Source organism: Roseovarius sp. BRH_c41, from assembly GCF_000961715.1.
GTDB lineage: Bacteria > Pseudomonadota > Alphaproteobacteria > Rhodobacterales > Rhodobacteraceae > Roseovarius.
Map to the genome: position 1 here is coordinate 188,292 of NZ_LADY01000007.1, position 25,061 is coordinate 213,352.

Sequence of the window (25,061 nt, forward strand, 5' to 3'; positions counted from 1 at the left end):
CGGAAGGGTTTAGCCGAAGACGAAGTTGTCGACAGTAAGGTCTGCCGCCAGAACCGCCTCGAAGGTGATGGATTGGCCGTCCACTGTCACCACCGCACCAGCGACCGTATCGGCGATCTCGAGCGCGTCGAAATTGGCGACGCTGCGCAGGATCACGGTCTCGGCAGCGCTGTCGAAATCGGTGATGATGTCGGCCTCGCCGCTGATGAGCGTGTTGAAGACGAAAGTATCGACCCCCTCGCCGCCGGTCATCAGGTCATTGCCGTCACCGCCGTTGAGCGTGTCATTGCCCGCGCCGCCATCGAGCACGTCATCGCGACCGCCGCCAGCCAGGAAGTCATCGCCTGCGCCACCCAGAACAGTGTCGTCGCCGAAACCGCCGCCGAGGCTGTCGTTGCCCTCGCCGCCGTCGAGCAGGTCGGTGCCTGCGCCGCCGCCGAGGTTGTCGTCGCCGGTGCCGCCCTCGATCGTGTCAACACCCTGACCGCCGCCGAGGCGGTCGTTGTCGCCCTCGCCCTGCACCAGATCGTTGCCGAAGCCGCCGTTGGCCACGTCATTGCCGGCGCCGCCGTTGATCTGATCGTCGCCGAAACCGCCGCCGATGGTGTCATTGCCGAGGCCGCCGTTGACGGTATCGTCGCCCAAGCCGCCGCCGAGATTGTCATTGCCGGCGCCACCGCTGACCAGATCGTTGCCCAAACCTGCGCCAAGACCATCGTCGCCGTCGCCGCCGATCAAGATGTCGTCGCCATCGCTGCGTGCGGACGAGCTGTTGTCCACGCCGAGGTTGTCGAGGTTGTAGATCACCGTATTGCCGTCGCCCTCATGGGCGATGGCGATCTGGGCAAAGCCCGTTGCACTCTGCTCTGCGGGGATGAAGGCGATGGTTTCGGGGCTGATGTTGGCGTTGACTTCGCTGTCGATGTAGCTGTCGAACACCGGGTTGGCAGGGTCCGAGATGTCGAACACCATGATACCGCTGTCGCGTTCGAGCCCGATGAAGACATAGGGCTTGCCTTCGACCACGCCGACGGCGATGGCCTCGGGCTCAACGCCTTTGTCGTCAGAGCGACCATCGAATTCACCCTCGTCCTGATTGAAAAGCTCGGGGCGGATTTCGGCGATGAGCTGCGAAAAGAGCGATCCGCTGTCATAGACGATCTCGCCCGCCGCATTGTAGATGGTGAAGGAGCGCGAGCCATAATGGAAAAGCTGGTCGTAATCACCGTCGCCATCGGTATCGCCCAGATCGCTGCGGACATTGAGACGGCCAAGGTTCTCATTCAGTTGCAGGATATCGGCATTGGGGAAGGCCGTGGGATCGAGCGTGAGGCTGCCGATCCGGGCCTCGGTCGCATCGCGTGCGTCGCCTTCGTTGGCGGTGAAGATATAGGTCTCACCGCCGATTTCGATCGAGGTGATCGAGTCGGGCTGGCGCATGCCGAAGAGATTGTCGTAGTTTTGCAGGTTGATCGCATTGTCGCGGTTGGAGGCGTCGATCTCATTACCGGCAAGCGAACGGTCCACGAGGCCGAAGCTGCGGATGTCTGTCACCGTGTTGGTCGCGAGGTCGATGACCGCATAGGCATTGGCCTCTTGCAGGCTGACCCATGCGGTGACGCCATCGGGCAGGACGGTGATGTATTCCGGCTCCAGATCCTGAGAGGCGACATTGCCCGGCTGGATCAGAACGCCCGCCTCGCGCAGCGCGTCCTCTTGACCGTCGAAGGCCGAGAAGTCGAGCGTGACGGCGGTGGCATTGGCCGCGCCGCCGCTCAGGTCGATGATCGAAACGGTTCCGAGCGGATCGGTTGCGTCCAGCGGTTCGCCTTCGTTGGCCACGAGGATGCGCGTGCCATCGGGGGTGAAGGTCACCATGTCCGGCAGGTTGCCCACCTCAACGGTGTTGAGCAGATTGCCCTCAAGATCGAAGAGCGCCACAACGCCATTGGCCTCGGCCGGTGTGACCGAGAGGGCGGCGGCGACAAGGCCGTTCTTGGCTGCGACGGATTGCACGCTGGCAAAGCCCTGAACTTGACCGAGATCGAATTCGCCGAGTTTCGCGCCCGTGGCCGCATCGAACACGTCGATCCGGTTTTGCGCGCCGTTGGTGACATAGGCGCGGCCTGCGTCGACCGAAACCACCTCGGAGCCGCCGGTGAAAAGCTCGGTCTCGCCGCTCAGGAGTTCGGCCGCGATGGACACCTCAAGCGTTGAGGTGTTTTCGTCCAGCAGAATGCGGTCATTCCCGCCATTGCGCGCCAGTTGCACGATGCGCAGGTCGTTGGTCACATCGGTTTCGGCGTTGGCAAACGCATTGTCTTCGTCGGGGAAGTTCTCGGACATGAAATCGCCCAAGGCCTGCTGTTCACCAAGGCGGTCGGCCGCGGTGTCGGAGGTGATGGTCCCGTCAGGTGTCAGGAATTGCACGTCCGAAATCAGTTCCTGGAAGGGATAGCCATCGCCATTGCTCTGCATGAGGAAGTCGAGCGTGACCATGCGGATGGTTTCGGGAGCCTCAGCGGTAAAGGCGCCATCGCGGAAAATCACGATGTCATCGCCGGTTTCGGGGTCGATCAGAGCAACAGTCTTGACCCGGTCGCCCGCGACGGCCACTTGCGGCCGGTCGGTGGCCGGATCGACCACGTAATCGCCGTTCTCGTCGGTGACGAGTTCCTGGGCGGTGCCTGTCTCGTCAAAGCTGACACGGAAGCCGCCGATCTGGAAGAACCGACCGGGGGTGTTGCCTGCCTCGGTGTCCGTATCGGCCACGCCATGCTCGAGCAGCATGAGAAAGCCCTCTTTGGTCACAGTGGCGACGGCCAAGCCGTTGTTGAACCGCAACGAGTTTTGCAGGTCGAGCTGCGAGAGCACGCCGTCGCCTGCATCAGTGCCGGTGTTGGTGGCTGAGCCGATTTCGGCGCGGATGCCGCCGCCGTTCTTGAAAGAGACGTTGACGGTGTTATCGGCATCGCGGGCCGCCGCGAGATTGGCATCGGCGGTCAGGTTGCCAAGGTTGCTCTCCTCGGTACGCACGGTTTCGCGGCGTCCGTCGAGGAACACGTCATGGTTGCCAAAGGCGATGGCGTCGGCCTCGTCCACAATGACCTGCACCGCGTCGGTCAGGTCCTGCACGATGCTGGCCTTGGCCGAGGTGGTGAGCGCCTCATCGAGGCTGGCCGCCCCGGTCACGTCGAGCACGCCTTGAGTATCCGTGGCGAAGGTGCCGGATACGGTGTCGTCGATGGAGGAAGCAATCAGGTTGCCGGCATCGTCGAATTCCACCACGAGGCGGCCCAGATAGCTGTATTCGCCATCGGTCGAGACGATGGCCACGGCGTTGCCACTCGCGTCTTCGGTCAGGAAGGGATAGCCTTCGGCGGCTTCATCGCCGTCGCGCAGGCGGTCATTGGCATCGGCCTGCAACGTGTTGGAGCCGCCCGCGATGATGATGTCGACCCCGTCGAGCAGGCCCGCCAATTCCTTTTCCAGCGAAATCTGCTGGAGATGCGAGGTGAGGATGATCTTGTTGGCCCCCGCTGCGATCAGCGCGTCGATCTGCGGCTGGATGACTGCGGCAAGGGCGGCCATGTTGTTGGTCCCGCCGGTGATCTCATTGGTGCCGCCGGTCGAGGAAATGGTCTCGATGATCTGGGTGGTGGCTCCCACGACGCCGATCAACTCGCCGCCCTCTTCGATCAGGGTTGCCGGAGCGATGGCCGGGCCGATGTTGCGCGCGGCCAGATCGGCCAGCGATTCCGCAAAGATATCCGAGGTCAGGATTTCGTCGGTAAAGAGGCGACCAAGGCTGTTGTCGCCGGAAAAGTCGATGTTGGACGAGAGGTAGGGGAAGAGCGCACCGACCCAGTCGATCGTGCCATCGCCGCCGGCAGCATTGATGATGCCCGCGAAAGCATTGGTGCCGGGATCGAATTCGTGATTGCCAACCGCCGAGGCGTCAAAGCCCAGAATGTTCATGATGGTGATGTCGACGCGGCCCGGACCTTCGGTGATGTCGAGCGTCACGCCGGTCAGGTCCTGCCCGAGGACTTCGGTGTAGAACCGCTCATAAGCGGCGGTCAGTGTGGCCCCCATCGAGAAATCTGCTGCGGTCGAAAAGAACGGGCCGGGGATGTAATTGTCTCCGGCGGAAAGCAGGATCGTGTTCTCGAACGTATCTTCGAACGTGTCGACGATCGCGGCAAAGTTCGGCGCGTTGTCCAGAGCGGCAACGCCGCCCTCGAGATCGTTGGCATGCAGAAGTTGAAGCGTATAGGCCATAGGAGGGTCCACCCGGGTTTAGGAATATTGCCCGGAACCGATAGAGGCCGTTTGTGACGTGGGTTTGTGGGATTTGTAACGGGGGTGTAACGTGGGGGGTGTTGGCGGTGTGAAGACGCGCCGCATGCCACAGATCGCTTGACCACCGCATCTTGAGCCCCTGCGACGAGGCTCCATGTGGGGTCAAGGATCGGGCGATAATCGCTCAGACTGCCGGTCGGCGATGTGATGGTTTGGCAAGGCCTGACGGATCAGGAAAGGCCAAGTTGGCGGAGAGACAGCCCGCCATAATCGTCTTTTTATCATTTGTAATCAGATGGATAAATAACGTCTAAGCCTTGTTTATTTGGGCATTACCCCACATCGTGCCTATGCAGCCTTGCGCAATCGTATGCACCCGGTTACAGTTTTTATGTGGGGCTTTATGATGGGTATATGAAATGCCGAAGGTTGCGGAAGAACTTAGCGCGTTGGACGTAAAGCGGCTGGCCCATCCGGGCGGCAAGCGGAATGTCTTGTGTTCGGTCGGTGGTGTGCCGGGGCTTTACATGCAGTTGACGCCAAACGGTGGCCGGTCTTGGGTCTTGCGCATAAAGGTCGGCACATTGCGCCGCGATATCGGATTGGGTGGCTTTCCCGGCGTGACACTATCTCAGGCCCGCGACAAGGCCCGTGAGGCGCGCGACAAGATTGAAAGGGGTGTCGACCCTGTAGAGGAACGAAGGGCCGCCAAGGCTGCACTGGTGGCCGCCCAGCGCCGTGGTCTGACCTTTGCCGATGCGGTGGACAAGGCCCTTACCGCCAAGCTCGACGCCTTCAAGAATGCCAAGCATCGCCAGCAATGGGAAAACACGCTTGCCACCTATGCCACGCCCGACTTGGGCAAGATGCTGGTGCAGGACATCACGACGCAGGACGTCTTGCGCGTGCTGCACCCCCTCTGGATGGACAAGACCGAAACCGCGTCACGCCTGCGGGGGCGGATCGAGGCCGTTTTGAGTTGGGCGACGGTTGCAGGGCATCGGACAGGCGACAACCCGGCGCGCTGGGCTGGTAACTTGAAAGAGCTTTTGCCGCCCCCGTCCAAGGTTGCAAATGAGGGCAATCACCCCGCGTTGGCGCTGGAGGATGCGCCGCGCTGGTTTGCGGCATTGCAGGCGCGTGAGGGGTTTGGGGCGCGTGCGCTGGAATTGGCCGCCCTGACCGCAACCCGGTCGCAAGAGGTGCGGGGCGCGCTTTGGGATGAAATCGACTTGAAGGCTGCGCTCTGGATCATCCCCGGCGCGCGCATGAAGATGGGCAAAGAACACCGCGTGCCCCTGTCTGCCCGTGCGGTGGCGATGCTGGAGGCCCTTCCCCGGCTTAAGGATAACCCGTTGGTGTTCCCAGCGGCGCGAGGCGGGCAACTGTCCGATATGACGCTATCGGCCACCATGAAGCGGATGCACGAGGCAGAGATTGCCGAAGGCGGCGCGGGTTTCATTGACCGCACGTCTAAGCGTCCAGCGGTGCCACATGGATTGCGCTCGACGTTTCGGGATTGGGTGGGGGAAAAGACCGCCTATCCCGGTGATATGGCTGAGGTTGCCTTAGCTCACAAAATCAGCAACGCGGTCGAGGCCAGCTATCGGCGTGGCGACATGATAGAGAAACGGCGGAGAATGATGGGGGATTGGGCAAGCTTTCTGCTAGGCTGCGAATCGCGAGCTAGTGTTGTTGCCATGGCTACCAAGCGGTGACTACGCCACGCTGATTTTCGATTGCAAATCCCGCTTTGATTGCATTCCATCCACAAAAAAAGCGTTTTTGCTCAAGTGTTAGCTTTCGCAAGGATGCGACACGACGCATAATAGTCTTATTGGATGCGACCCAAAGCTCACGTGTCTAATGCCCTGCGCGGTCCGCAAAAACCGACGCAGGGCGGGGTTGTCTTGGTAAGACCCCTCCTTTGAGCACCAAAAAAACGCCCGAAGCAACACCTTTTTGTTGCAAGGGACAGAGCCTTAGGAGCGATAATGGCTGACATTTTTTTAACTGACCGACAAATCGCGGAGCGATATGGAGTGCATCATCTGACGCCACGTCGCTGGCTGCGGAGTGACCCAAACTTTCCAAGGCCGGTAAAACTTTCACCCGGCTGCACCCGATGGAAATTATCCGAGATAGAGGCTTGGGAAGCGTCCAAATTCGACGCAGCCTAATGGTCTATAAAGCTTGGACAAGTGATGCGCAAAGCCCGTGGGGTAAAACCTGCGGGCGGCGTTTCCATGTCCTAGGGCAATTCAGCAGTTAGAGGCATCAACCGATGACCAAACCAAACGAGACGGCTTTTGGCCGAATGATTTTTCATGTCCTAACGACTGAGGGCAAAGGCGGTGGCGTATGATTGGAAGGCCAAAGGGTAAAAAACGTGGCGGGCGTCATGTGCAGATCATGGAATACATGCAAGCGACTGAGGCATGGGCCACAATGAAGCCGGGGCCACGGGCGTTATACATCGCGCTTAAACGTTTATACAACGGAGGGAACAATGGCGAAATCTTTCTTTCCCATCGCGAGGCGGCGAAAGCATTGAATGTGCATCGGAACTCAATTGGTTCATACTTCGCAGAGCTTCAAGATCGTGGTTTCATCCGCTTAGCAACGCCGCCTTATCTTGGCCCCTCAGGAATTGGAGTAGCCTCAAAATGGATTCTTGAAGAACTACCCACTAAGGACAAAAAGCCCGCTGGAAAAGCATTCATGCGGTGGAGAAAAAAACAAAAACCCCGCACAAAAAGTGAGCCACCCCGGCACAATCACTGTGCCAAAGAGGCCGAAACGCCCTGTAAAAAGGCGTTATCCGGCACAACGAATGTGACGCAAAGTGCAAATAGCTTCAAATCTGCGGCACAATGAGTGTGGCATATATAGATTGTAGCCATAGGCTATGGTGTTTCCATACATCACGAGGCGTGCGGAACGCTTGGTGCAAGAATTGGGCGATGCGAGGTAAGGACCGAGGAAAGACTTGAGCCATTGTGTCTTTGCCCGCTATCCCTAAGAGTGAACGCATTGCGCAAAGTTTCGCGCTTTTATGATCGGTGTTAGGTGGAATATCGAAGATTTCATTACACGCTGGAAAGGCTCAGGGGGCAGCGAACGCGCGAACTTCCAAACCTTCGCAAATGAGCTTTGCGATTTCCTCGGCCTTCCCAAGCCTGCCCCGGCAACGGATGACCCGGCAACCGATGGATACCGATTTGAACGGCCCGTAACCTTCATTCACACGGGCAGCCAAACGCGGGGCTTCATAGACCTTTACCGCGCTGGGCATTTTGTCATGGAAGCCAAGCAAGGGGTAGGGGGCGCGACGCCCGAGGATGATACCCAGCTTGCGCTTTTGCCTGACCCGCCCAGCGCGACCCGCAAAGGCCACGGCACACGCGGCACGCGGCGCTGGGATGACACCATGTCGCGGGCGCGTAATCAGGCGGATGGATATGCGCGCGCCGTGTCACGCCATGACGGATGGCCGCCGTTTCTAATGGTGGTAGACGTTGGTCACGTCATAGAAATTTATGCGGATTTCTCAGGCCAAGGGCAGGGCTATACACAATACCCCGATGGCAACCGTTACCGCATCACCCTAGATGATCTGCGCGACCCCATGGACCTAGGCCCCAAGGATACCACCGCCAAAGACCCGTGGCCCAAATCCCTGCCCGAACAAATCGCCGCCGTGCGAGCCGCCCTATCCGATCTGGGCGAGGCGACGCCGGAACAGGTGGCCCGCCAATTCCAACGGGGGCGGGCAGGAACAGTGCAACCGCTCTTGGAAAGCCTGACCGCCTTGGGCCAAGCGCGACTGACCGAGGGCGGGCGTTTTGCGGTGTGAGCAATGCTCGAATGTCCATAGTTAGCTTTTCAATTCACTTGCTGGGAAATGCCCTGCGAATTGCCGAGTTAATCATATCCTGAAGTGATTCATGAGAGTCCCTTGCAATTTCACTAGCTTGGAAAAGCAAAGTCTCATCCCCAAACATCGGATTATAGGGATTGGGGGGTAGTGTCGCAACTGATAGCAAGAACATCGCTGCGGCGTCGTGCGGTGAGCGGTTTCTACGAAGTGCTTCGTCACACATTTCAAATAGATGGTTGTTGAGAGACTTGCCTAGCGACGAACATGGAACATCGTGCCGCTCAAGAATTTCTGTCGCTTCGGTTCTGAACTTTGTTTTTTTAAAGAATGCCATGATTTTGCCCTTGGCGCTTTCTTTCCAAGTGTTTCCGATTGGTCTGAATACGGGTTTAATCAACGTCAGTGATTTCTGTCCAAGGGTCAAGCACGCCTGATCGAAGATGCGCGGTTGGCCGTCTAAGCCTATGCGCTAGGCCCCTTTGATGGTATATTTGCAAAGCGTGTTTGCTAATTTGCAGGGGCGCACTTGTAATGATGCGGAAAGGCGAGCGGCATGGCGCAAATCGAGAAAGCCGGGGTGGATGATCTAGGGGTCAAGGTGAGCGGATCGCCTGAAGCTGGGCAAACGGTTGAACTCGCCCGAGAGAACGCCCTATGTAAGATTTTCGGAACCTCTGACGACATGCAGGCCGAATTGCTATTGAGCCATTGTCTTAAGGCGCTCAAGGCAAACGAGGCCAGCGACAACCACCCCGGCAATGATGAACGGATTTTCATGCTGTCGATGATCCGTGACATGGCCCCGCGAGATGCGGTCGAGAGAATGTTGGCGGTGCAGATGGCCGCAACCCATGTTGCGACGATCCGGTCGGCACGATGGCTTGCCCATACCGAGAACATTTCCCAAGCGCAGGCGCATTACACCGGGTTTAACAAGCTGGCCCGCACTTTCGCGGCGCAGGTCGAGGCGTTGCGCAAGCATCGCACCGGCGGCAAACAAACGGTGGTGGTGCAACACATGAACGTTTCGGATGGAGGACAGGCTATCGTGGGCAATGTGCAGCACGGGGGGAGGGCAAGCGATGAAAGATGACGACAACCCCATGTGCAGGGCGCACGCGGCCCCAAGATGCGCTGCCAAGTCCAAGCGCACCGGGCAACCCTGCAAAGGCCCTGCGGTCAAAGGCTGGTCAGTCTGTCGCTTTCATGGGGCAGGCGGTGGGCACGGTGCGGGCGCGGATCACCCATCCTATCGCCACGGTATGCGGGCGCGGGCATGGATCGAAGCCCGACGCGAGATTAACGATCTGGTGCGAGAGGCGAAGAAGGCGAAGCGCATGCCTTCTGGCTAACAGCACAGGTACTGATTTTCAGCCCTCACCACGACTACCTACTCCAGCGCAATCAGTCGCAGTCCTGATAGTCTGAATTGAGACACACGCGGGCCAGACGCTGCGCCTCGGATATGTCGGCAGCAGACATCCGTTTGGACAGGTTGTCTCGATTATTGCTAGCTTGTGAATGTCCGTTTGCGGCAGCGATGTTGAGCCACATATGCGAGGTGGTATAGTTTTGAATAATCCCTTCGCCAATTTCATACATGAGGCCGAGGTTGTATTGCGCATGGGCATTGCCCTGCTCAGCGGCCATCCGATACCACCGAAGGGCCTCGGCGTAGTCTGGCGGAACCCCTTGGCCGTTGTAATACATTGAGCCGAGGTTGCTTTGCGCATAGTCATCGCCCTTCTCAGCAGCTAGCCGATACCACCGAACGGCCTCGGCGTAGTCCTGCGGCACCCCTTGGCCAATTGCATACATGACGCCGAGGTTGTTTTGCGCATAGGCATTGCCCTGCTCAGCGGCCATCCGATACCACCGAAGGGCCTCGGTATAGTCCTGCGGCACCCCTTGGCCAAGCGCATACATATCGCCGAGGCTGGATCGCGCAACGGAACTGCCCTGCTCAGCAGCCATCCGATACCAGCGAAGGGCTTCGGCGTAGTCCTGCGTCACCCCTTGGCCGTTGTTATACATCCCGCCGAGTCTGTATTGCGCACTGACATTGCCCTGCTCGGCGGCCATCCGATACCACCGAAGGGCCTCGGCGTAGTCCTGCGTCACCCCTTGGCCGTTGTCATACATACCGCCGAGTCTGTATTGCGCACTGACATCACCCTGTTCAGCAAGTGGTCGCAACTCCTTCAACACCGTGGCATAGTCACTTGCCTGTGCTGCGGGCGTAAGCATCAGCGCCGTAATGCCGCACCGGATACATTTCATCATGGCCTTTTCCTTTCTAACAACGGCCCCCTTTGGCTTGGCATCGGTCGGTGGCGACACATGCCTCATACCATCGGGGGGGCGACGCCGAACGTCAACTTCAATAAGTTGGGCAAGTGTCGTAAAGGCCTCGTGGCTACACGTCGGTCAGTCTGTCGCTTTCATGGCGCGGGCGGTGGGCATGAAGCGGGCAAGGCCCACCCATCCTTTCGCCACGGCATGCGGTCACGGGAATTCATAGGGACACGGCGCGCGATCAATGAACTGGTGCGAGAGACTAGGGAGTTTGAGCAGACCCTTTTCAAGGGCAAGCTTTGAAATATCAAACCTCTTTTCCATTTGTTTGAAAATGGTGGCCCGTGGATTTTACGGACGCGTTAAAGGAATTGCATGGATTGTTCTAAATAGGTGGTTGTTCTCGTCCTCAGGTTTGCAGATTAGGTTGCCTTTCGTCGCCTTTGGGCTGCGCGGGATGTGATCTTTGCAAGTCACCAGGCTTGATGCACTGCCCAATCTATCCAATTATGAACTAATATTATTAGCGTGGTGGCAATCTTGGAAGATTTAGACTCAAAGCCAGTTTCATGGCACGCAATGCGCGATAGGTTGATTGAATCCGCGAAACAACTTCCCGATGAAGCTTCAGAGGAGGCCCAGCGCGCTGAGATTCGCTCACAATCTATGGAACTGATGTGTGCGTTCTTTGATGAAGGTATACGGATTGCAAAAGAGCGTGGTTTAGAGCCGGGATCAGCAGATGCATGGGAAATCCTCGAAACAGCGTATGACGTTGCTAAAGACATTGAACTATGCGGGACCTTGATAAGATTGCCGTTTAGTATCGAAGAGCGAGCTAAACTAAATTCCGATGAAGTAAGAAGAATATTTCGCGTTACCCATGACGCCCACCCTCGCAATCTAATATCAGATGCGATGAGAGGCCAGAAAATGAATGTCGACAAGGCGGGGCTAGAGAATTCTGTTGGCCGTTACTTGCGCAGTGAGTTTCGGCCTAGGTTTGCGGATCGCGCGCTTTTGGTGGCGCTGATAGACATGGAGGTTACGGCGTTTCTTACGGAAATTTATGAAAAAAACATCGTAACTGGTCGAAGCGCGGCTTCGACAATGAACCGTAAACCAGTCGTCATGTGGCTAATTGGGCGATGCTGGGCAACTCTTAGCTTGGTTATTGTCGTTGCTGCGATAATTGGCATTCATGCTATTGGGTGGATAGGAGAAGAAACAGCACTTCTTTTGATTGTAGGTGCCGGGTTTCTCTTTGCGATAAGCACCGTGTGGTCGTTCATTGCCTACCTGTCCTTTCGGCAACGATGGAAAGGTCTTCACCCAAAGTTAGTAAGTTTGCCCTGCGAGATGATTAATCTTTACAAGGAACTTCATAGCGATGGGCCGTTGAGCGTAAAACGTGTGCGTCAAGAAATCGAGAGGATCGCAGTGATGGGAGCCGTTTGGTCGGGAGCCGTGTGGGCGCTATTGGACGACATGGAGGCGCGTGGTGTTATCACTATAACAGAATAGCGCTTATTCCTGTTTATTATTCGGGTGTTCAATCTGTCGAACCAGCAAGTGGCGATGGATAAACTTTTACGTGGCTGCTTCATGTAAGCCCTGCCCAGCACATTTCCTTATTTGCGCTATGCCAATTTTAAGTAGCTATGCACTTGTTAAGGCGCGTGTATAAGCATTTTTGGCATGTGGGGTCTTATGTGGGGTGGGCGGGTAATACCCCTTATTTTGTCAATAAAATCAATGGGTAATGGCGGAGAGACAGGGATTCGAACCCTGGGAGGACTTGCATCCTCAACGGTTTTCGAGACCGCCCCGTTCGACCACTCCGGCACCTCTCCGCGGGGGTCTGGTGGAGGAAGCGTTTATTTGCCTTTGGCGGGGGGAGCAAGGGGGATTTGCATTGTTTCGCTGGATAATTTGCCTAGGTTGGAGACACGGCGGATCGGATGGTTTCTGAAAGGACGGCTTGTGATGATGGGGAGGCCCTTGCGGTCATATGCGCGTGGTATCGCGGTAGGGTGTCTGGCCATGATGGCTGTGACGCTGGCCGCGGGGTCGCTGCGCGCGGCGGAGCGGGAGCGGCTCGAGGCGTTTCTGGAGGTGACGGGCTTTGGCGTGGCGCTGGACAGTATCGCGCTCTCGGCCTCTGGGGCACCGGCGATGCTGGGGCTGTCGGCCAGTGATTTCGGGCAGAGCTGGACGGATATTGCCGACGAGGTGTTTGACACGGCCCGGATGCGCGAGATGGGGCTTGGCATTCTCGAGCAGGCGATGGACGACGAGATGTTGGGTCATGCTGCTGAATTCTATGCCTCGGATCTGGGACAGCGTCTGGTCGCGGTCGAGAATGCCTCGCACCTGCAAGAGGACGATGATGCCAAACGGGCCGAGGGCGAGGCGCTCTTGGCGCAGATGGAGCCCGACCGCGTCGAGGTTCTGAGCGAGATGAATGCCGCTGTGGATAGTGCCGGCACAGGCGTGCGCGCCGTGCAGGAGATTCAGGTGCGGTTCCTCCTCGCCGCCTCTTATGCCGGGGTGCTGGAGAGCGAAATTGACGAAAGCATGTTGCGGGCGGTTTTGGCCGAGGGTGAGGAGGAGTTGCGTGAGAGCTTGCGTGCCTCGGCTCTGGCCAATGCGGCCTATACCTATCAGGATCTGACAACGACGGATCTGCGCGCCTATGTGGAGGCGTTGCAGCAGCCGACAATGGCGCGGGTCTATGAGCTGATGAATGCTGTGCAATACGAAATCATGGCGAACCGGTTCGAGGTTCTGGCGGCGCGGATGCGGGGCCTGACACCAGCGCAGGAGTTGTAGCGGTGCGGGCGTTTCTCGTCGCCTGTGCTGCGTTGATCCTGCTCGCGGTGCCACTGCGGGCGGGCGAGGTGGATCGCCTGATGGGCGCGTTGCATTTTGAAGAGACCGTTGAGATCATGCGCGCTGAGGGGCTGCGCTATGGCGGTGATGTGGGAGAGGAGATGCTGAGCCCGGCCGAGCGCGCGCGGTGGGACCGGGTGGTGGCCGGGGTTTATGACGCCGAGCAGATGCTGAAACAGGTTCAGACCAATTTCGCCAAGGCGATGGAGGGGGCTGATACCGGGCCCTTGCTCGCGTTCTTCGAGGGGCAGGGGGCTGAGATCGTCAGCTTGGAAATCGCCGGGCGTCGGGCCCTGCTCGACGATGGCACCGAGGCCGCCGCTGAGGTGCGCTATGCCGAACTGGCCGCTGCGGGCGCCCCGATCGTCGAAAAGGTCACGACGCTGATCACGGACAGTGACCTGATCGAGCGCAATGTCGCGGGGGCGCTCAACGCCAATCTGGTGTTCTATCGCGGCTTGGCCGACGGGGGCGGTCTGGACCTGAGCGAGGACGAGATGCTGGCCGAAATCTGGGCGCAGGAATCCGAGATGCGGGAGGAAACGCGCGACTGGATGCAGGCCTATCTGACCATGGCCTATCAACCGCTGTCGCAAGAGGTGATGGACGCCTATATCGCCCTCTACCAGAGCCCCGAGGGCAAGCATCTCAATCGTGCGCTTTTCGCTGCTTTTGACGCGATGTATGAAGAGCTGTCGTATCAGTTGGGGCTGGCCACCGCCTTGCAGATGGATGGCGAGGATTTATAGGCTCGTTTGATCGGTTTTGCCGGGGCGGCCCTTGACTCTGGGGCTGGAGTTTGGCAATAGCGCGCAACCCGGCGGGATGATCTTGCCGGGTTTGTCTTTGATATACACCCCTGAGGGGTGCGCCGTTCGAGGTGGCCTGAGGGCCAACAACGCCCGGATTGTCCGGGGACCACAGAGCGCGGAGAGAAAAGGAAGAGCCCATGTTTGCGGTCCTCAAGACCGGTGGCAAGCAATACAAGGTGTCGTCAGGCGACATGCTTCGTGTTGAGAAACTTGCAGCGGATGCCGGTGAGAAAGTTCAATTCAACGAGATTCTGATGCTGGGCGGCGACGCACCGGTCATCGGTGCGCCCTTCGTGGCCGGTGCTGCGGTACAGGCCGAGGTCGTCGATCAGGTCAAGGGTGACAAGGTCATCAACTTTGTCAAACGTCGCCGTAAGCATGGCTCGCAGCGCACCAAGGGCCACCGCCAGCAGTTGACGCTGTTGCGGGTGACAGAGATCCTCGAGAGCGGTGCGGATGCCACAGGCATCAAAGCGGCGATTGGGACCGGATCGGCTCCGGCTGTGGCCGTGGCCAAGCCCGCCAAGAAATCCAGCGCGAAACCCGCTGCCGGTGGCGATGATCTCAAGCGTTTGTCGGGCGTTGGTCCCGCTCTTGAGAAGAAGCTGCTTGAAGCCGGTGTGACCACCTTTGCCCAAGTCGCGGCATGGACGGATGCCGATGTAGCTGCTATGGACGAGAAACTGTCGTTCAAAGGCCGCATCGAGCGTGAAGGCTGGATCGAACAGGCCAAAGAATTGGCCAAAGGCTAAGGAGAGACCAAATGGCACATAAAAAAGCAGGCGGTTCATCCCGTAACGGGCGCGACTCTGATGGTCGCCGTCTTGGCGTCAAGAAATACGGCGGCGAAGCCGTGATTTCCGGCAATATCCTCGTGCGTCAGCGTGGCAACAAGTTCTGGCCGGGTCTGAACGTGGGCGAAGGCAAGGATCACACCCTTTTCGCCGTCGCCGAAGGCGCTGTGAAGTTTCACAAAGGCCTCAAGGGCCGCACCTTTATTTCGGTTCTGCCAGTGGCGGAGGCCGCTGAATAAGCCGTCCTTAGGGTTTTGATACAATAAGGGGATCGGCGACACCGCCGGTCCCTTTTCGATTTTGGGACCAAGAGATGATGTTTCCCCGGCGGGGAGCTGCACAATCGCGCGAGTGAGCCGTTGTGCTTTGGCAGAGGAAGCCCATCTCCTTGCTATGACTTGGGCGCTGATCGGAGGAGTAAGCGCATGAAAGACGAGACAATCCTGAACCAACCGGTGATCGCGGCGGAGCGGTTCGATCTGCGCCCGCTGCGTGGTTCGGATGCCGGGCTGATCGGCCTGAATGCCGGGGATGAGCGCGTGGCGCGCTTTACCCGCAGCATTCCCCATCCTCTGCCGCCGGGTGCGACAGAGGCGATGATTGAGCGTGCGCGTGCCGAGGACCGATCCGAGGATATCTGGGCGATAGACGGCACCAAAGCCGGTGGCTCTGAGGTCATGGGTCTGATCAGCCTCGAACGGGTCGATGACGGTCAATCCGAGATTGCCTATTGGGTGGCCCCGGCCTATTGGAACACCGGCGTCGCCTCGGCGGCAGTCGAGGTGCTGCTGGCGGCCAATCCGCACCATGCGCGCACGATCTTTGCCTCGGTGTTTCAGGACAATGCGGCCTCGGCCCGGGTCTTGACGAATTGCGGGTTTCAGTATCTTGGGGATGCCGAGGCGTTCAGCGTCGCGCGTGGCTCCAAGGTGCTGACCTGGACCTATAGCAAAAAGATGATCTGAGGTCCGACAGGGCCTTTGCGGTAAGGACGGCATATGAAATTTCTCGATCTCGCAAAGGTCTATATCCGCTCCGGCGGCGGCGGTAGCGGCTGTGTCAGCTTTCGCCGGGAGAAGTTCATCGAATACGGTGGGCCCGACGGCGGCGACGGTGGCAATGGTGGGTCGGTCTGGGCGGAAACCGTCGATGGGCTGAACACGTTGATTGATTTCCGGTATCAGCAGCATTTCTTTGCCCATAGCGGCACGCCCGGCATGGGCCGTCAGCGCACGGGGGCCAGCGGCGATGACATCGTTCTGCGCGTGCCGGTGGGCACCGAGATCCTCGACGAGGATATGGAAACGGTGATCGCCGACATGACCCAACTGGGACAGCGTGTGCTCTTGGCGCAGGGCGGCAATGGTGGCTGGGGCAACCTGCACTTCAAGACATCGACCAATCAGGCGCCGCGTCGTGCCAATCCGGGGCAAGAGGGCGTCGAACGCACAATCTGGCTGCGGTTGAAGCTGATTGCCGATGTGGGCCTCCTGGGTCTGCCCAATGCCGGGAAATCGACATTCCTTGCGGCCACGTCCAATGCGCGTCCCAAGATTGCCGATTATCCCTTTACCACCCTGCATCCCAATCTGGGAGTCGTGGGCGTGGACAATGTGGAGTTTGTGGTGGCCGATATTCCGGGCCTGATCGAGGGAGCATCCGAAGGCCGCGGCCTTGGCGACCTCTTTCTAGGCCATGTCGAGCGCTGTGCGGTGCTGCTGCATCTGGTGGATGGCAGTTCCGGTGATATTGTTGGCGATTATCAGACCATCATCACCGAGCTGGAAGCCTATGGTGGCGGGCTTGCCGACAAACCGCGCGTGACCGTGCTCAACAAGGTCGACACGCTGGATGAGGAAGAGCGCGAATTCCTGCGCGAAGAACTGGAAGCGGCCTGTGGCACGCCTGTCATGCTCATGTCGGGCGTATCGGGCGAAGGGGTGACAGAAGTGCTGCGCGCGCTGAGGGCGCGAATCGACGCCGACCGTCTGCGCCACAAGGTGGTGGACGAGGACGAAGAAGATGCACCGTGGCAACCGTAACTGACGCGAAACGGTTGGTGATCAAGATCGGCTCGGCGCTTTTGGTGGACCGGGTGACGGGGGCCTTGCGGGCCGAATGGCTGACGGCTCTGATCGAGGACGTGGTGAGGCTGCGCCAACGCGGCACGGATGTGATCCTTGTCTCGTCCGGGTCCATCGCGCTAGGACGGCGGGTGCTGAACCTGCCGCAGAGCGTTCTGACGCTGGAGCAATCGCAGGCTGCCGCCGCCGTGGGGCAAATCAGGCTGGCGGGGGCCTATGATGCGGCACTGGCCGCGCATGGGCTGACGGCGGCGCAGGTTCTGGTGACGCTGGAGGACAGCACCGACCGGCGGCGTTACCTGAATTCCCGCGCCACGCTGGAACAGCTTTTGCGGCTGGGGGCGGTGCCCATCGTCAATGAGAATGACACTGTGGCCACCGATGAAATCCGCTATGGCGACAATGACCGGCTGGCGGCGCAGGTGGCGGTCACGGCGGGGGCGGATCAATTGATCCTGCTCAGTGACGTGGATGGGTTCTATTCCGCCAATCCGGCACAGGATCCCTCAGCGCGTCGGTTCGACGTGGTGGTGGCAATCACGCCCGAGATCGAGGCGATGGCGGGCGATGCTGTGTCGGGCCTGAGCAAGGGCGGGATGAAGACCAAGTTGATGGCGGCCAAAACCGCCACAGCGGGCGGCTGTGTGATGGCAATCACGCAAGGGGATGTGCTGCATCCGATCCGGGCGCTGGAGGATGGCGCGGCGGCAACGTGGTTCTTGGCCCAAGGCGATCCGCAGCAAAAGCGCAAGGCCTGGATTGCGGCGATGAAGCCCAAGGGCCGGGTCATCGTTGATGCCGGTGCGGCGCGTGCCTTGTCGGCGGGCAGCAGCCTGCTTGCCGCCGGGGTGACGGAGGTCGCGGGCCGGTTTGGCCGGGGTGATCCGGTCGAAGTGGCTGATGAGGCCGGGCGCGTTCTGGGGCAGGGCCTCACGCGGTACGACGCTGCGGATGCGGAGCGGATCAAACGGTTGCGTTCCGATCAGATCGAGGCGGTGCTGGGCTATCCGGCGCGCGGACCTTTGATGCATCGTGACGATATGGCATTCTGAGGCGGATTTCGGAGGGCGGGATATGAAAGACCAGACAGAGATTGTCGCGCTGATGGCCGAGATCGGCGCGCGCGCCCGAGTGGCCTCGGCTGAACTGGCGATTGCCGATGCGGCGACAAAGCGCGCGGCGCTGGAGGCGGCAGCCGATGCGGTCTGGACCGGGCGGGCCGAGATCATGGAGGCCAATGCCCGTGATCTGGCCTATGGTCGCGACAAGGGTTTGTCAGAGGCAATGATGGACCGTCTGGCGCTCGATGAGGCGCGAATTCAGGGAATCGTGGACGGGTTGCGCGCTGTGGCGGCGCAGGATGATCCGGTGGGAGAGGTTCTGGCGGAATGGGACAGGCCGAGCGGCCTGCATATCCGTCGGGTGCGCACGCCTTTGGGCGTGGTGGGCGTGATCTATGAGAGCCGCCCGAATGTGACGGCGGATGCCGGCGCGCTTTGCGTGAAATCCGGCAATGCGGTGATCCTGCGTGGCGGATCAGAAAGTTTTCATTCCTCGGGCGCAATCCATGCCTGTCTGGTGGCGGGGTTGCGGGCGGCGGGCCTGCCGGAGGATGCGATTCAACTGGTGCCGACGCGGGACCGGGCGGCGGTTGAGGCGATGCTGACCATGACCGACACGATTGACGTGATCATTCCGCGTGGCGGCAAGGGGCTTGTGGGCCTCGTGCAGCGCGAGGCGCGGGTCCCGGTTTTTGCCCATCTTGAGGGAATTGTTCATATTTATCTGGATGTTGAGGCGGACCCGGCCAAGGCGCTCCGGGTCGTGGTCAACGCCAAGACCCGGCGCACGGGGATTTGCGGGGCGGCGGAATGTCTGCTGATCCATCGCGATATTGTCGAGACCATCGGTCAGGGCGTGATCCGCGCGCTCTTGGAGTCTGGGGTTGAGGTGCGCACCGATGCGGCTTTGCTGGGGATTGCAGGCACCGTTCCGGCCACAGAGGAAGATTGGGGGCGCGAGTATCTCGACAGCATCATCGCCGTGAAAGTCGTTGAAAACATTGACGAAGCCATTGCGCATATCCGGCATTTCGGGTCCAATCACACCGATTGCATCGTGACCGAGGATGATGCGGCCGCGGCGCGGTTCTTTGCCCGGCTCGATAGCGCGATTCTGATGCGTAATGCGTCGACCCAGTTCGCGGATGGCGGCGAATTCGGCATGGGGGCGGAAATTGGCATTGCCACGGGGAAGATGCATGCGCGCGGTCCGGTTGGGGCGGCCCAACTGACGAGTTTCAAGTATCTGGTTGAAGGCGATGGCGCAATCAGAGGCTGACGCGGAATTCAGTGTCTGACAGCGTCGTATCAATGTGTGAGCTTTGGTTTTCAAGGCATTGAAACAAGAGTAAAAAGTGTACCTGTGACGCACTAATGTCCGGCCATTTTGCGGAACCCGACAGGGCTGCCCAGAGTGTGAGATCGGGAGTGAGGCGCCCAGATGTCGCTGTGATGTGCCAGCGGTCATTCAGTCGAGACACATGCAACAACCCGCCATAGGGCATCGCCTGTTCAACGCAAAGAATGGTTAATAAAAGCGCCTGCGCCATCGGATGTGGGATGTCATCCGAGAGGCGCAGATCAAGCGTGATGCGTCCCTCGACATGCACCGCCGTGAGAATATCACACAGATCCTTTGCATGGATGCTCTGACCTTTGTCCGCCTGTCCGAAGGCCAGCCGAAAGAAGCGGATTCGTGCCGTGGCATTCGTGGCGCTTGAGGTGATCAGTGTCAACTCAGGGCTCTGGGGCACCCCAGAAAGATGCAGCAATTCCAGTCCGTTGGAAATCGCTCCCAAGGGGCTGACAAGATCGTGGCAGATACGCGAGGCTATCAATGCGGCCAAGGGTTGGCTATGCTGCGGCATGGGACTCTCCGGGGCGGGATGCGGCATGACGGATATGAATTCGATACTGGAGCCGGGAATGCTGGTGCTGCATCCGCAGAGGCCGGATTGGGGAACGGGGCAGGTGCAATCGAATATCGGGGGCCGGATCACCGTTAACTTTCGTGAGGAAGGCAAGGTGGTGATTGATGGCAACCGCGTGGAACTGATACCCCTCCTTGATCCCTGATCCGGGTTAGCAAAAGGTTAACAGCCGCAAGAGGCTGCGACCAGTCGGATCGTTGCACTCGGAGGCGGTCTTGCATAAAACGCGTTCAGAGCACAGAGACGAGGCCGATGACCGCAAGCCCCCCAATATTTCGTGTGAAACTGGCCGAGTCACCTGAAGAGCTGCGGGCTGCGCAGCGGTTGCGCTATGAGGTTTTTGTCACGGAACTGGGGGGCGACGGGCCTTTGGTCGATCATGTGGCACGGCTGGAATGTGACCGGTTTGATCCGTTCTTTGATCACCTGCTGTTGCTCGATGATTCTAAAAATGGTTATGTGGCAGGGGTTTACCGGCTGCTTCGCGATGATCAGGCGGCGCGGGCCGGGCAGTTTTATTCAGAGGATGAGTATGACCTGACCGCCCTCAAGACCAGCGGGCGGCGGTTGATGGAGTTGGGGCGCTCTTGCCTTGCGAAATCCTATCGTGGCGGGCCGGGAATGTATCACCTCTGGAATGGTTTAGGCCGCTATGTCACGGATCATAAAATAGAAATCCTGTTTGGCGTGGCGAGTTTCCATGGCACCGACATCGCGGAACTGGCGCAGCCGCTGAGCCTCTTGCATGCGCGACATCTGGTGCCGGAAGCGTTGCGTGTGCGCGCACGAGCCGAGCACTTTCAGAGAATGGATTTGATTTCAGAGGATAATCTTGATCGTCGTATGGCGATGCGGCAGGTGCCTGCGCTGATCAAAGCCTATCTGCGGCTGGGCGGGTTTGTGGGCGACGGTGCCTTTGTCGACCATCAATTCAACACAACCGATGTGTGTTTAATTCTTGATACGGACCGGATGACGGAAACACATAAATCCATTTACCAGCAGGACCTTATAAGTTGAAATTAAGGTGGCAATCAGAGGTGCCGCCGCCGGCGTTCACGCTGTCGATGGCAGGGGTGGTTCGCGCCGGGTGGCGTGGCGCTTTGATTTTTCTCGTTATATTTGGGGGGGTTATCGTATCGGTTGGGCTGCGATTGATCGAGCGCCCGTTCTATGGGCTGCACAGACCGTGGAGTCCCTATGTGACGCAGTGGGTCTCTGCGACGGTGTTTCGGGTGCTGGGGATGCGGCATGAGGTGGTGGGAGCGCCCATGCGCGCCGCTGGAGCTGTGGTCGCTAACCATTCGTCATGGTTAGATATTTTCGCACTCAACGCCCGCAAGCGTGTGTATTTTGTGTCAAAATCCGAGGTGGCAAAATGGCCTGGGATTGGTGGATTGGCCAAGTTGGTTGGTACGGTTTTCATCACGCGCGACCCGAAAGAGGCGAAGGCGCAGACCGAAATCTTTGAGGCGCGGTTGCTGGCGGGGCATAAGCTCTTGTTCTTTCCCGAAGGAAGTTCGACCGATGGAATGCGCGTTTTACCTTTTAAATCAACGCTTTTTCAGGCGTTCTTTAGCAAGAAACTACAGCGTGAAATCCACATTCAACCGGTGAGTGTCATCTATGAAGCCCCAAATGGGGGGGATCCGCGATTCTATGGGTGGTGGGGGGATATGGAGTTTGGCGAGCATCTGCTGCGGGTTCTGGCGGTCCGGCGCAATGGCAAGGTGAGAGTCGTCTACCATCCCTTTGTAAAGGTAGATGAATTTGAGAGTCGTAAGGCATTGGCCGCTTGGGCGGAGGATCAGGTCAGGGCGGGCATGCCCGAGGATCGCCGGGGCCGGTGAGTGTGTACAGGGCGTACAATTTGGACGCCTGTTATGTACACAGCCCGGCCCCGCGACATCAGCCCATCGCGGCGATGAACCGGCCCAAGGCGGCGGCGGCGTCCTCGTCGCGCCAGATTTCGTCACCGAAGGCAAAAAAATCGGTCATCGGAGCGAGTTGGGCGACGAGCGCCTCGTTCAGCGCGCCTTCGGCCACGACGGGCAGTTCGATCACCTTTGACCACCAGTCGAACACGTCGAGATCAACGCAAGCGCCGGTATCCAGAGCGGTCGCGCCGATCGGGCCAAAGCTGATGTAATCCGCGCCCGCCTCGCCTGCGGACATGCCGTCATGACGGGAGGTGCCGCAGAAACTGCCGACGATGGCATCCTCGCCAAGCGCTTTGCGCGCGGCGCGCACAGAGCGGGCCGCGTCGGGCAGGTGGACACCGTCGAGCCCGTGCCGTTCGACGAGCATCAGGTGGCTGTCGATCACGAGCGCCACGTCGCGGGCATGCGTCACCTCGCGGCAGGCATCGGCGGCACGCGCGATGCGGTCCTCGTCGCGGGTGGCGAGGCCAAGGCGCACGCAGGCGACCGGGTGACTGTCCAGCACGCGGGCCAGCGTATCGGGAAAGACGCTGAGTTCAAAGTCTGGCGGGGTTATGAGGTAGATCTGAGGCTGCTCGGTCTCGGCCATTGGGGCTCTCCTGATGGATTTTGACCCTATAGCGCGGAAAATCGGCTTTGACCATCGGGGAGGCCAAGGTTCCGGTCAGGGAGAACGCCAGAATCCGCCGCGACGTCAGAGGCCTAGAGGGAAAGGGGACGGACAAATGGCCCCTAGCAACCCGGGTGGCGGGTCTCTATCTTGAGGGCAACGGGAAAAGGGGCGGTTCTTGGCGATAGCAGGCATGGCAGAGGGCGTGGTGCGCGGCATCGAGGGCTTGGGCGACCGCGTGAGCCAAACCTTCTTCGAGCCGGTGATCCGGGTCGGGGTGACGGGCCTCGCGCGGGCGGGCAAGACGGTGTTCATCACCTCGCTCATCGCCAATTTGATGGATCGGGGGCGGATGCCCGGCCTCTTGGCGCAGGCGGAGGGGCGGATTCTGGCGGCCTATCTGCAACCCCAGCCCGATGTGACCCTGCCGCGATTCGATTATGAGGCGCATCTGGCGGCCTTGACGGGCCCCGAGCCGCATTGGCCCGAGAGCACGCGCACGGTGTCGGAATTGCGCCTGTCGCTCCGCGTGCGGCCTGCTGGGCTCTTGGCGGGCCTGACGGGGCCACGGGTGATCCATCTTGATATCGTGGATTATCCCGGAGAATGGCTGCTGGATCTGGCGCTGTTGGACAAGAGTTATGATCATTGGGCGGCCGACGTTTTGATGCGGATCAGCGCGCGCACCGAGGCGGCGCCCTATCTGGCGCAGGTGGGGCAGGTGGATGCGACTGCGCGGCTGGACGAGCCCGTGGCGCAGGCACTGGCCGCGGGCTTCACGGGCTATTTGCAGGCCGCGCGTGCCGCCGGGTTCTATGATTGCACGCCGGGGCGGTTCATCCTGCCGGGGGATCTGGCGGGATCGCCGGTGGTGACCTTTGCGCCCCTGCCGGAGGGCAAGGCGGGGCGGGGCAGCCTGCGGGCTGAGATGGCGCGGCGCTATGACGCCTACAAGCGCGAGGTGGTCAAACCGTTCTTTCGCGATCATTTCGCCAAGATTGACCGGCAGGTGGTCTTGGTTGACGCGCTGGATGCGATCCACAAGGGGCCGCAGGCGGTCGAGGATATGCGCCGGGCGATGGCGGATATTCTGGGTGCGTTTCGACCGGGCCGCAATGCGTTCCTGACGCAATTGCTGTTGGGGCGGCGGGTCGAGCGTATCCTCTTTGCCGCGACCAAGGCGGATCACCTGCATCATGCGCAGCATGGGCGGCTGACGGGGATCATGGCCGCCCTCTTGCGTGAGGCGCGGGACCGGGCGGAATTCGCCGGGGCCACGACGGAGTCGATGGCGCTGGCCGCTCTGCGCGCCACGGTCGAGGAGCGGGTCAGTCACAACGGCGAGATGCTTGATTGTGTGCGCGGGCGGTTGCTCGAGACAGGCCGACAGGCGGCGTTCTATGCGGGCGATCTGCCGGACGATCCGGGGCAATTGCTGGCCCCGGCGCGGGCCGGGGCGACCGACTGGCTGGGTCAGGATTACCGGGTGATGCGCTTTGCGCCCGCCCCGCTCAACCTGCGCCCCGGCGAGGGGCCGCCGCATATCCGGCTGGACCGCGCCGCGCAATTCCTGATCGGGGACAAGCTATGAGAACGGCGCGGGCCCAAATCTGGCATCTGCCGCGTCTGGCGGTGATCCTCTGGGGGTTCACCCGCGCAACGCCATGGTTGCCGCAGGTGCGCAGCCATTGGGACGACCTGCGCGCGCTGAGGTCGGTGATCCGCTGGGGGTGGGTCCGGGTGATCCGCGAGCAGGGCCGTGTCGCGGGTTTTTTAGTCCGAGACGGTGACATTCTGCACGCGCTTTATGTGCATCCGATGCGGCGCGGGCGGGGTCTTGGCCGGGCGCTCTTGGCTGAGGCCAAGGCGGAGGCGGGCGTTCTGCGGCTCTGGGTGGTTGAGGCCAATGCGGCGGCGCGGAGCTTTTATGCGCGACAAGGGTTTGTCGAGGCGGCGCGCAGCGCGGGCCTTGGCAATGATGAAGGTCTGCCGGATATCCTGATGGTCTGGCGCGGTGAAGGAGAAGGCGCGTGAGCAGCAACAAGGCCAAGGGGCCGGTTCTGATCGACATGGAAGAGCGCGCCGCCGAAGGGCCGGACCGCGCGCCGCCGGTCCCGGACCTGGCCGATGCGCCTGAGGGACGGGCGATGCGCGCGGTGATCGCACGCGGCGCTGCGCGACCCTCTTGGCTGGGGCGGCTCTTTTGGGGGCTGGCGCTTGGGCTGATGGGCGCTGCGGTCTCGGTGGCGGCGTGGGATTTTGCGGTTGGCTTGATCGCACGAGTGCCGGTGCTCGGCTACGGCGTGGCGGCGATGGGCGTGGGCCTCTTGCTGGTGGCGGTGATGATCGGTTTGCGCGAGTTGGCGGGGTTTGCCCGTTTGGGGCGGCTCGATGCCCTGCGCGGACACGCCGGGGTGGCGCTGGCGGAGGGGGATCTGGAGGCGGCACGGGCGGTTGTGA

24 protein-coding genes, 1 tRNA gene and 1 pseudogene are annotated in these 25,061 nt (G+C 60.1%); 20 read left to right on the forward strand and 6 right to left on the reverse strand.

Annotated elements, in window-relative coordinates:
- Window positions 1–9: 9 nt before the first annotated feature.
- Window positions 10–4,281, reverse strand: coding sequence for a choice-of-anchor I family protein (locus VR71_RS02945; protein ID WP_045680996.1), 4,272 nt, complete (start codon window positions 4,279–4,281; stop codon window positions 10–12).
- A gap of 440 nt (window positions 4,282–4,721) precedes the next feature.
- On the opposite strand from VR71_RS02945, the gene VR71_RS02950 reads away from it, so the two are divergent.
- The 4 genes from VR71_RS02950 (at window position 4,722) to VR71_RS02955 (ending at window position 8,158) form a co-directional block, all read left to right on the forward strand.
- Window positions 4,722–6,020 (forward strand): site-specific integrase, encoded by a 1,299-nt coding sequence (locus tag VR71_RS02950; protein ID WP_045680998.1) that lies wholly within the window; start codon window positions 4,722–4,724, stop codon window positions 6,018–6,020.
- A gap of 276 nt (window positions 6,021–6,296) precedes the next feature.
- Complete coding sequence (locus tag VR71_RS25520; protein WP_367118638.1) at window positions 6,297–6,482, forward strand: helix-turn-helix transcriptional regulator; 186 nt, start codon at window positions 6,297–6,299, stop codon at window positions 6,480–6,482.
- A 181-nt stretch (window positions 6,483–6,663) separates the two neighbouring features.
- Entirely contained in the window at window positions 6,664–7,179 is a 516-nt protein-coding gene (locus VR71_RS24555; RefSeq protein WP_296429775.1) for a hypothetical protein, read from the forward strand.
- A gap of 178 nt (window positions 7,180–7,357) precedes the next feature.
- Complete coding sequence (locus VR71_RS02955; protein ID WP_045681000.1) at window positions 7,358–8,158, forward strand: type IIL restriction-modification enzyme MmeI; 801 nt, start codon at window positions 7,358–7,360, stop codon at window positions 8,156–8,158.
- Window positions 8,159–8,192: 34 nt separating this feature from the next.
- Here VR71_RS02955 and VR71_RS24560 read toward each other — a convergent pair whose 3' ends face one another.
- The gene (locus VR71_RS24560) at window positions 8,193–8,516 is read right to left on the reverse strand and encodes a hypothetical protein (RefSeq protein WP_296429781.1); all 324 of its coding nucleotides are present in this window, start codon (window positions 8,514–8,516) and stop codon (window positions 8,193–8,195) included.
- 219 nt (window positions 8,517–8,735) lie between these two features.
- On the opposite strand from VR71_RS24560, the gene VR71_RS02960 reads away from it, so the two are divergent.
- Window positions 8,736–9,275, forward strand: coding sequence for a hypothetical protein (locus tag VR71_RS02960; RefSeq protein WP_296429784.1), 540 nt, complete (start codon window positions 8,736–8,738; stop codon window positions 9,273–9,275).
- A 311-nt stretch (window positions 9,276–9,586) separates the two neighbouring features.
- Here the strand turns inward: VR71_RS02960 and VR71_RS02965 are convergent, their stop codons facing one another.
- Window positions 9,587–10,465 (reverse strand): SEL1-like repeat protein, encoded by an 879-nt coding sequence (locus tag VR71_RS02965; RefSeq protein ID WP_296429787.1) that lies wholly within the window; start codon window positions 10,463–10,465, stop codon window positions 9,587–9,589.
- A gap of 552 nt (window positions 10,466–11,017) precedes the next feature.
- Between VR71_RS02965 and VR71_RS02970 the strand changes: the two genes are divergently transcribed.
- Entirely contained in the window at window positions 11,018–12,001 is a 984-nt protein-coding gene (locus VR71_RS02970) for a hypothetical protein (protein ID WP_296429789.1), read from the forward strand.
- A gap of 239 nt (window positions 12,002–12,240) precedes the next feature.
- Here VR71_RS02970 and VR71_RS02975 read toward each other — a convergent pair.
- Window positions 12,241–12,330: transfer RNA gene (locus tag VR71_RS02975), tRNA-Ser, on the reverse strand.
- 133 nt (window positions 12,331–12,463) lie between these two features.
- Between VR71_RS02975 and VR71_RS02980 the strand changes: the two genes are divergently transcribed.
- The 8 genes from VR71_RS02980 to VR71_RS03015 all read left to right on the forward strand — a co-directional run bounded on the left by VR71_RS02980 (window position 12,464) and on the right by VR71_RS03015 (window position 19,399).
- Window positions 12,464–13,309 (forward strand): DUF2059 domain-containing protein, encoded by an 846-nt coding sequence (locus VR71_RS02980; RefSeq protein ID WP_296429791.1) that lies wholly within the window; start codon window positions 12,464–12,466, stop codon window positions 13,307–13,309.
- A gap of 2 nt (window positions 13,310–13,311) precedes the next feature.
- A complete protein-coding gene (locus VR71_RS02985) occupies window positions 13,312–14,118 on the forward strand; it encodes a hypothetical protein (RefSeq protein ID WP_045681004.1) in 807 nt (268 codons plus the stop codon).
- Between the two features lie 200 nt (window positions 14,119–14,318).
- Window positions 14,319–14,933 (forward strand): 50S ribosomal protein L21, encoded by a 615-nt coding sequence (locus tag VR71_RS02990; protein WP_045681006.1) that lies wholly within the window; start codon window positions 14,319–14,321, stop codon window positions 14,931–14,933.
- 11 nt (window positions 14,934–14,944) lie between these two features.
- A complete protein-coding gene (gene rpmA / locus VR71_RS02995; protein ID WP_009818684.1) occupies window positions 14,945–15,214 on the forward strand; it encodes a 50S ribosomal protein L27 in 270 nt (89 codons plus the stop codon).
- A 186-nt stretch (window positions 15,215–15,400) separates the two neighbouring features.
- Window positions 15,401–15,940, forward strand: coding sequence for a GNAT family N-acetyltransferase (locus tag VR71_RS03000; protein ID WP_009818685.1), 540 nt, complete (start codon window positions 15,401–15,403; stop codon window positions 15,938–15,940).
- 33 nt (window positions 15,941–15,973) lie between these two features.
- Window positions 15,974–17,017, forward strand: coding sequence for a GTPase ObgE (gene obgE, locus VR71_RS03005; protein WP_009818686.1), 1,044 nt, complete (start codon window positions 15,974–15,976; stop codon window positions 17,015–17,017).
- Window positions 17,005–18,111 (forward strand): glutamate 5-kinase, encoded by a 1,107-nt coding sequence (gene proB / locus VR71_RS03010; RefSeq protein ID WP_045681009.1) that lies wholly within the window; start codon window positions 17,005–17,007, stop codon window positions 18,109–18,111. Before obgE ends, proB begins: the two co-directional genes overlap by 13 nt.
- Before the next feature lie 22 nt (window positions 18,112–18,133).
- On the forward strand, window positions 18,134–19,399 hold the full coding sequence (locus tag VR71_RS03015; protein WP_045681011.1) for a glutamate-5-semialdehyde dehydrogenase: 1,266 nt from the start codon (window positions 18,134–18,136) through the stop codon (window positions 19,397–19,399).
- On the opposite strand, the gene VR71_RS03020 is transcribed toward VR71_RS03015, so the two are convergent.
- Window positions 19,389–19,988, reverse strand: a complete 600-nt coding sequence (locus VR71_RS03020; RefSeq protein WP_045681013.1) for a histidine phosphotransferase family protein — start codon at window positions 19,986–19,988, stop codon at window positions 19,389–19,391. The two genes, VR71_RS03015 and VR71_RS03020, sit on opposite strands and share 11 nt — an antisense overlap.
- A gap of 25 nt (window positions 19,989–20,013) precedes the next feature.
- On the opposite strand from VR71_RS03020, the gene VR71_RS03025 reads away from it, so the two are divergent.
- The 3 genes from VR71_RS03025 (at window position 20,014) to VR71_RS03035 (ending at window position 21,901) form a co-directional block, all read left to right on the forward strand.
- Complete coding sequence (locus VR71_RS03025) at window positions 20,014–20,196, forward strand: DUF3553 domain-containing protein (RefSeq protein ID WP_040651557.1); 183 nt, start codon at window positions 20,014–20,016, stop codon at window positions 20,194–20,196.
- A gap of 107 nt (window positions 20,197–20,303) precedes the next feature.
- On the forward strand, window positions 20,304–21,071 hold the full coding sequence (locus tag VR71_RS03030; RefSeq protein WP_009818691.1) for a GNAT family N-acyltransferase: 768 nt from the start codon (window positions 20,304–20,306) through the stop codon (window positions 21,069–21,071).
- Window positions 21,072–21,322: 251 nt separating this feature from the next.
- A complete protein-coding gene (locus VR71_RS03035) occupies window positions 21,323–21,901 on the forward strand; it encodes a lysophospholipid acyltransferase family protein (RefSeq protein ID WP_367118639.1) in 579 nt (192 codons plus the stop codon).
- A gap of 58 nt (window positions 21,902–21,959) precedes the next feature.
- On the opposite strand, the gene VR71_RS03040 is transcribed toward VR71_RS03035, so the two are convergent.
- Window positions 21,960–22,580 carry a thiamine phosphate synthase gene (locus VR71_RS03040; RefSeq protein WP_045681015.1) on the reverse strand — a complete coding sequence of 207 codons (621 nt, stop codon included), beginning with the start codon at window positions 22,578–22,580 and terminating at the stop codon, window positions 21,960–21,962.
- A 199-nt stretch (window positions 22,581–22,779) separates the two neighbouring features.
- Between VR71_RS03040 and VR71_RS03045 the strand changes: the two genes are divergently transcribed.
- The 3 genes and pseudogenes from VR71_RS03045 to VR71_RS03055 all read left to right on the forward strand — a co-directional run.
- Complete coding sequence (locus VR71_RS03045) at window positions 22,780–24,192, forward strand: YcjX family protein (protein WP_045681017.1); 1,413 nt, start codon at window positions 22,780–22,782, stop codon at window positions 24,190–24,192.
- Complete coding sequence (locus VR71_RS03050) at window positions 24,189–24,635, forward strand: N-acetyltransferase (RefSeq protein ID WP_296429794.1); 447 nt, start codon at window positions 24,189–24,191, stop codon at window positions 24,633–24,635. Before VR71_RS03045 ends, VR71_RS03050 begins: the two co-directional genes overlap by 4 nt.
- Window positions 24,632–25,061: pseudogene (locus tag VR71_RS03055) on the forward strand (TIGR01620 family protein); the annotation flags it as partial. The gene VR71_RS03050 and the pseudogene VR71_RS03055, both read left to right, overlap by 4 nt.